Consider the following 5,538-nt stretch of genomic DNA (forward strand, 5'->3'; position numbering starts at 1 on the left):
AACTCGCGACCCTCACCTTGGCAAGGTGATGCTCTACCAACTGAGCCACGTCCGCCTGTCGTTTCCGGTCCGTTTTGCGTGCCGGGCGACGCAGTGAACTCTAGCGGATTCCAGGGCCAGCACAAAAACGCGTTTACGCAGCGTGCTGCGCCGGTACCCCGCCGGGGCGGCGGACCGGTGCTCCCCGCGGGCCCGCGGGCCGCCCGGAGGGGCCGCTTCCGGCGAGGTCCGTCGACCCGCTCGCGGTAGCGTCGGGGGCGTACGAGGCGAGTGGGAGGACGGCTCCATGAAGATCTGGGTGAACGGCGCGCTGCGCACGGCGGACGAGGCGCACGTGTCGGTCTTCGACCACGGACTGACCGTGGGCGACGGCGTGTTCGAGACGCTGAAGGCGGTGCACGGCAGGCCCTTCGCGCTCACCAGGCACCTGGAGCGGCTGGCGCGCTCCGCGCGCGGCCTCGGGCTGCCCGAGCCCGATCTGGACGAGGTGCGCGCCGCGTGCGCCGCCGTGCTCGACGCGTCGCCGACGCCCCTCGGCCGGTTGCGCGTGACCTACACCGGCGGGCTCTCGCCGCTCGGCTCCGACCGCGGCGGCAACGGCCCCACGCTCGTCGTCGCGCTGGGCGAGGCCCATCCGGCGCCCCCTTCGACCGCCGTGGTCACGGTGCCGTGGGTACGCAACGAGCGCGGCGCGCTCTCCGGACTCAAGACCACCTCGTACGGCGAGAACGTCGTCGCCCTCGCGCGGGCGCACGAGCAGGAGGCCTCCGAGGCGCTGTTCGCCAACACCGTGGGGCAGCTGTGCGAGGGCACGGGCTCCAACGTCTTCGTCGTCGTGGACGGCGAGCTGCACACCCCGCCGCTCGCCTCGGGATGCCTCGCGGGCATCACCCGCGCGCTGGTCGTGGAGTGGGCCGGCGCCCGCGAGACCGACCTCCCGATGGACGTGCTCGACCGCGCGGAGGAGGTCTTCCTCACCTCCAGCCTGCGCGACGTGCAGGCCGTGCACCGGGTGGACGACCGGGACCTGGCTCAGGCGCCTGGCCCCGTCACGGCGAAGGCGCTGCGGATCTTCCAGGAGCGCTCGGCCGCCGACCCCGACCCCCTCTGAGCCACGGACCCCGCCTGAGCCGCCGGCACCGCGGCGGCGGGGTGACGCGCGGCCCGGCGTACGGGTAGAACAGCAGCGATGACCACGACCCTGCGGCCGACCGGGCCGCTCCAGGAGACCCCGGACGGCGTCAAGACCCGCGCCTACCGGGTGTGCGTCAACAGCCGGCCGGTCGGCGCCGTCGAACTCGGCACCGACCCCGCCTTCGGCCCCACCGCCGGCGTGGTCAGGGCGCTCCGCATCGAGGAGCCCGACCGGGGCAGGGGCCGCGGCACGGTCGCCGCGCTCGCAGCCGAGGAGGTGCTCAGGGGCTGGGGCTGCCGCCAGGTGCTCGCCTCCGCCCCGGCCGGGGCGGAGGCGGCGGCGGGGCTGTTGCGCGTGCTGGGGTACGCGGAGCGCAGCGTGACGATGGTGAAGGAGCCGGCCGGCGAGGTGCAGGAGCTGCCGCCCGGCGTCACCGAGCGGGCCATGGCCGCGGGGGAGTTCGGGCAGTGGTCGGCCGGTGCGGACGCGCGTTTCGCCGCCCACTGGGCCGACCGCGGCATGACGCGGGAGCAGGCACGCCTGCGGGCCGCCGCCGGCAGGCGGCAGATCCTGCCCGACGGCCTGCGCACCCCTGGGACCGCCTTCCGGGTGCTGGTCGCCGAAGGGTCCGTGGTCGGCCGGGTCTGGGTCGCCAGGCAGGAGGTCGCGGGGCTGCCCGGCGCGCACGTCTACGAGGTCGCGGTCGGGGAGGGGCACCGCGGGCGGGGCCACGGCCGCTCGCTGATGGGGGTGGCCGAGCGGGTCGCGGCGGGCTGGGGAGCCGCCCGCCTCGGCCTGCACGTCTTCACGGACAACACGCCCGCGGTGCGGCTCTACGACGCGCTCGGCTACCGCGTCACCGAGCGGCACTTCGTCAAACCGCTGCTCTGAGGGCCGCCGCCGCGAGCCCCGGCGGCGCGGCTCAGCGCGCGAGCAGCCGGTCCGCGACCTCCTCGACGCGCTCCCGCACCCCGTCCTGGCTCTTGCTCGCGTCCAGCAGGACGCCGCCGATCTCGTACGTGGGGGTGCCGCGCACCCCGATCGCCTTGCCCTCGGCGTGGTCCGCGTCGACGGCGAGGATGTGCCGCCCGTCGATCAGCGCGGTGTCCACCTCGTCCGCGTCGAGGCCCAGCTCCCGCGCCACCTCGACCAGCACCTCCTCGCCGCGCGCGCCGAGCTCGTCCGTGCGCGCGAGCACGGCGGCCGCGTACGCCCAGCCGCTGCCCTGTACGGCGGCCTCCTCCGCCGCCTGCGCGGCGGCGAAGGAGTGGGCGTGCTTCTCCAGCGGGAAGTGCCGCAGCCGCAGCTCGACGCGGTCCCCGTACTTCTCGCGCAGGGCGTCGAGGTCGCCGAGGGCACGGAAGCAGTCGGGGCACTGGAGCTCGCACCACACGTCGAGCAGGACGCGGGGCACGGTCGGGGAGTCGTTCATGGCAGCAGTCTCCCAGGAGGGCGGGCAGCCGCCCAACCGGGACCTGGGGACGAGTCCGCCCCCGACTTTCCCCTGAGACCGGGCCCCGGGCCGTGGCCCCGAGGGGTGCCCCGGGTGCAGGATGGGAGGTAAGGACGGGAAAGGGAGTTCGAGCCCGGGTGTGCGCGATTCGCGCCCCGGGCCCGGGGCCCGCGTACGGCAGAGCGCCAGGAGGACCGGATGATTGCCGAGACCATTTGCGCCGCGGTGTCGGCCGCGGGGCTGGGGATCGCCGCGGTCACGGCCTACCGCAGGCGGTTCCTGACCGCCGCCAAGACCGCCGCGTACGCGCTGGTCCCGATCGGTCTCGCGATGACCGGCGTGGTCAAGTGGGTGGCGCACACGGCGTTCAGCCCGACGGCCTGGGCCGGGTTCGGGGTCCTCGCGATCGCGGTGGTGCTGTTCCTCGTCACACGGGCCGTGGACCGGCGCCGCGGCACGACGCGCAAGCAGCGCAGGGAGGCCGCGCGGGCCGCGGGGCGCGAGGCGGTCGCCCCGGACGCCTCCGCCCCCTCCCTCGGCGCGGGAGCGGCCCCGGCCGCGCGGACGGCCGCCGCGGCGACCCGTCCGCAGGGGGCGTCGCGCGAGCAGTCCGAGGACTTCAGCGACATCGAGGCGATCCTCAAGAAGCACGGCATCTGACCGGCCCCCGCCCAGGTGGGCGGGGGGTGGGGGGAGCACACCGCGCCCGCATCCGTCACGCGATGATCAAGGTTGCTCAGATAACGGGCGCGCCCCGACGATTTCAGATGAAGTCCTGGCCCCGGGGGGTCTGTTGGTCGGGAGCACTCGCCGGGTTGCGTCATGATCTGTCCGAGATGCTCGATACCTCCGGGGATCAGTCCCCCGCACCGCCGGAACAGTACGTTCCCTCCGAAGAACAGCGCGGCTGTCTCTTCGCACTGTCCCAGCCGCCCCTGATGATCTTCCTGGCCGTGGTCGGCTCGCTCCTCCTCGCGGCGGCCCTCCACGATCTCTTAGTCCTGTGAGCGTCCTGTGAGCGCATACCCCGGGGGCCTGTCGTCCCGGCCTCTTCCCTCAGCCCGCCGCCTCTTTGCGGCGGGCCCGGTACGCGGCGACGTGGAGCCGGTTGCCGCAGGTGCGGCTGTCGCAGTAGCGGCGCGAGCGGTTGCGGGAGAGGTCGACGAAGGCCCGCCCGCAGTCCGGCGCCTCGCAGCGGCGCAGCCGCTCGTGCTCGCCCGCGACGACGATGAAGGCCAGCGCCATCCCGCAGTCGGCGGTGAGGTGGTCGGCGATCGAGGCGCCCGGCGCGAAGTAGTGCACGTGCCAGTCGTAGCCGTCGTGGTCGGTGAGCCTCGGCGTGGTGCCGGCCGCCGCGACCAACTCGTTGATCAGCTTCGCCGCCGCGGCGGCGTCGGGCGCCGCGAACACCTCGGCGAAGCGTGCGCGCACCGCGTGCACGGCCCGCAGATCCCCGGACCCGAGGTGCGTGACGTCGCTGATGGCGTGGTCGCGGGCGAAGGCGGTCAGCGCGGCGACGTCGGCGAGGCCGTCGGCGGGAGCGCTGCCCGGCATGCTGTCCGGCGCCGTGTTCACCAGATCGACGACGGCGTCGAGGGCGATCCGGGTGTCATGGGGGATCTGCACGGGCTGACTCTAGTCGCCGCCGTCCCCTCCGGCGGGGGTCGCGGCGGCTGCCGCGCCCGCGGCGGAACGCGGCGGCGTCGCCGCCGCGGTGGTTTCCGCGGCGGCGACGCCGGTCCGGCTGCCCGTCTGCTCCCGCACGCGGCGCCGTCCCCCCGAGTAGGACGGCGTCGCGCGGCTCCCGTCCTGGCTCAGCTCTCGGCCAGGATGTGTGAGAGCTCCGTATCGAGGTCGAAGTGGCGGTGCTCGGTGCCGGGCGGCACCGCGGCATCCGTGCGCTTCAGGAAGGATTCCAGCGCCCGTGCCGGGGCTTCGAGCAGGGCCTCGCCCTCCGGGGAGCTCAGAGCGATGCAGACGACGCCCTGACCGTGGCTGCGGGACGGCCAGACACGGACGTCGCCGGTGCCGGTGGGCCGGTGCAGCCCCTCGGCGAGCAGGTCGCGGGCGAAGACCCATTCGACCGTCTCTTCGGCTCCGGTGTGGAAGGTGGCGTGCACGGCGTAGGGATCGGCCGTGTCGTACCGCAGGCCCGCCGGTACAGGCAGTGAGGACTCGCTCGACACAACGAGGCGCAAGTGCAGCTCGCAGCTGACCGTGGTGTTCATAAGCGCCAGGGCCTTTCGCTCAGTGTGCGCTCGGGGATTCGCACGTCGGCGAAATCGACATGCCACTTACGGTGCCGTTGTAAACCCCTCTGACCTTTTTGTGATGCTTGAGGTCACTCGTACGGCCCTGTCAGGTTTTGTCTCATTCGGCCATTCCGGTGAAGGAGAGGTGTCCGGTACGTTGGAGCACATGGACGCGGAGCGTGACGAGAGCGGACTCGGGTCCCGCGCGCCCGGCTTCGTCAAGGCGTCGCGCCCGCTGCACCTGAGCTGGCGGATCGGTGTGTTCGTGGTGGGTCTGGCCGTCGTTGTCGGCGGTGTGATCCTGCTGCCCCTGCCCGGCCCCGGCTGGCTGGTGATCTTCGGCGGCATGGCACTGTGGGCGACCGAGTTCGTCTGGGCGCAGCGCGTGCTGCGCTGGACGAAACGCAAGGTCACCGAGGCGGCACACCGGGCGGTCGACCCGAAGGTCAGACGCCGCAACACCGTCCTGGGTGTCGCCGGCGTCCTGGTCCTCGGGACGCTGATCGCGCTCTACGTGGCGCGCTTCGGCGCCGTCATGCCCTGGTCGACCGGACGGTGACCCGACCGTACCGGGCCGCCCGGCTCCGGGAGAGCGCCGCCCAAGGGCGGACGCGCGAGGAGCCGGGCGGCGGGGTGCGGGTGTTACTGGTCGCGGTACATTTCGGCGACGAGGAAGGCGAGGTCGAGTGACTGGCTGC

At 73.8% G+C, this 5,538-nt stretch carries 8 protein-coding genes; 5 read left to right on the forward strand and 3 right to left on the reverse strand.

The features are described from left to right. The first annotated feature begins 286 nt into the window (after positions 1–286). Entirely contained in the window at positions 287–1,111 is an 825-nt protein-coding gene (locus ABEA77_RS33495; protein WP_345655891.1) for an aminotransferase class IV, read from the forward strand. Between the two features lie 78 nt (positions 1,112–1,189). Next, positions 1,190–2,026, forward strand: coding sequence for a GNAT family N-acetyltransferase (locus tag ABEA77_RS33500; RefSeq protein WP_345655893.1), 837 nt, complete (start codon positions 1,190–1,192; stop codon positions 2,024–2,026). Between the two features lie 31 nt (positions 2,027–2,057). On the opposite strand, the gene ABEA77_RS33505 is transcribed toward ABEA77_RS33500, so the two are convergent. Continuing rightward, complete coding sequence (locus tag ABEA77_RS33505; protein ID WP_345655895.1) at positions 2,058–2,567, reverse strand: DsbA family protein; 510 nt, start codon at positions 2,565–2,567, stop codon at positions 2,058–2,060. Between the two features lie 219 nt (positions 2,568–2,786). Here ABEA77_RS33505 and ABEA77_RS33510 point away from each other — a divergent pair, with 219 nt between their 5' ends. Next, positions 2,787–3,248, forward strand: coding sequence for a hypothetical protein (locus tag ABEA77_RS33510; protein ID WP_345655897.1), 462 nt, complete (start codon positions 2,787–2,789; stop codon positions 3,246–3,248). Between the two features lie 176 nt (positions 3,249–3,424). Further along, a complete protein-coding gene (locus ABEA77_RS33515; RefSeq protein WP_345655899.1) occupies positions 3,425–3,595 on the forward strand; it encodes a hypothetical protein in 171 nt (56 codons plus the stop codon). 49 nt (positions 3,596–3,644) lie between these two features. Here the strand turns inward: ABEA77_RS33515 and ABEA77_RS33520 are convergent, their stop codons facing one another. After that, entirely contained in the window at positions 3,645–4,214 is a 570-nt protein-coding gene (locus ABEA77_RS33520) for a CGNR zinc finger domain-containing protein (protein ID WP_345655901.1), read from the reverse strand. A 188-nt stretch (positions 4,215–4,402) separates the two neighbouring features. Further along, positions 4,403–4,816, reverse strand: coding sequence for an SsgA family sporulation/cell division regulator (locus ABEA77_RS33525; RefSeq protein WP_003959770.1), 414 nt, complete (start codon positions 4,814–4,816; stop codon positions 4,403–4,405). A gap of 190 nt (positions 4,817–5,006) precedes the next feature. Between ABEA77_RS33525 and ABEA77_RS33530 the strand changes: the two genes are divergently transcribed. Next, positions 5,007–5,399, forward strand: coding sequence for a TIGR02611 family protein (locus tag ABEA77_RS33530; RefSeq protein ID WP_345655903.1), 393 nt, complete (start codon positions 5,007–5,009; stop codon positions 5,397–5,399). Positions 5,400–5,538: the final 139 nt, after the last annotated feature.

The sequence above is a fragment of the Streptomyces tremellae genome, assembly GCF_039540215.1.
In the GTDB taxonomy this organism is placed as follows: domain Bacteria; phylum Actinomycetota; class Actinomycetes; order Streptomycetales; family Streptomycetaceae; genus Streptomyces; species Streptomyces tremellae.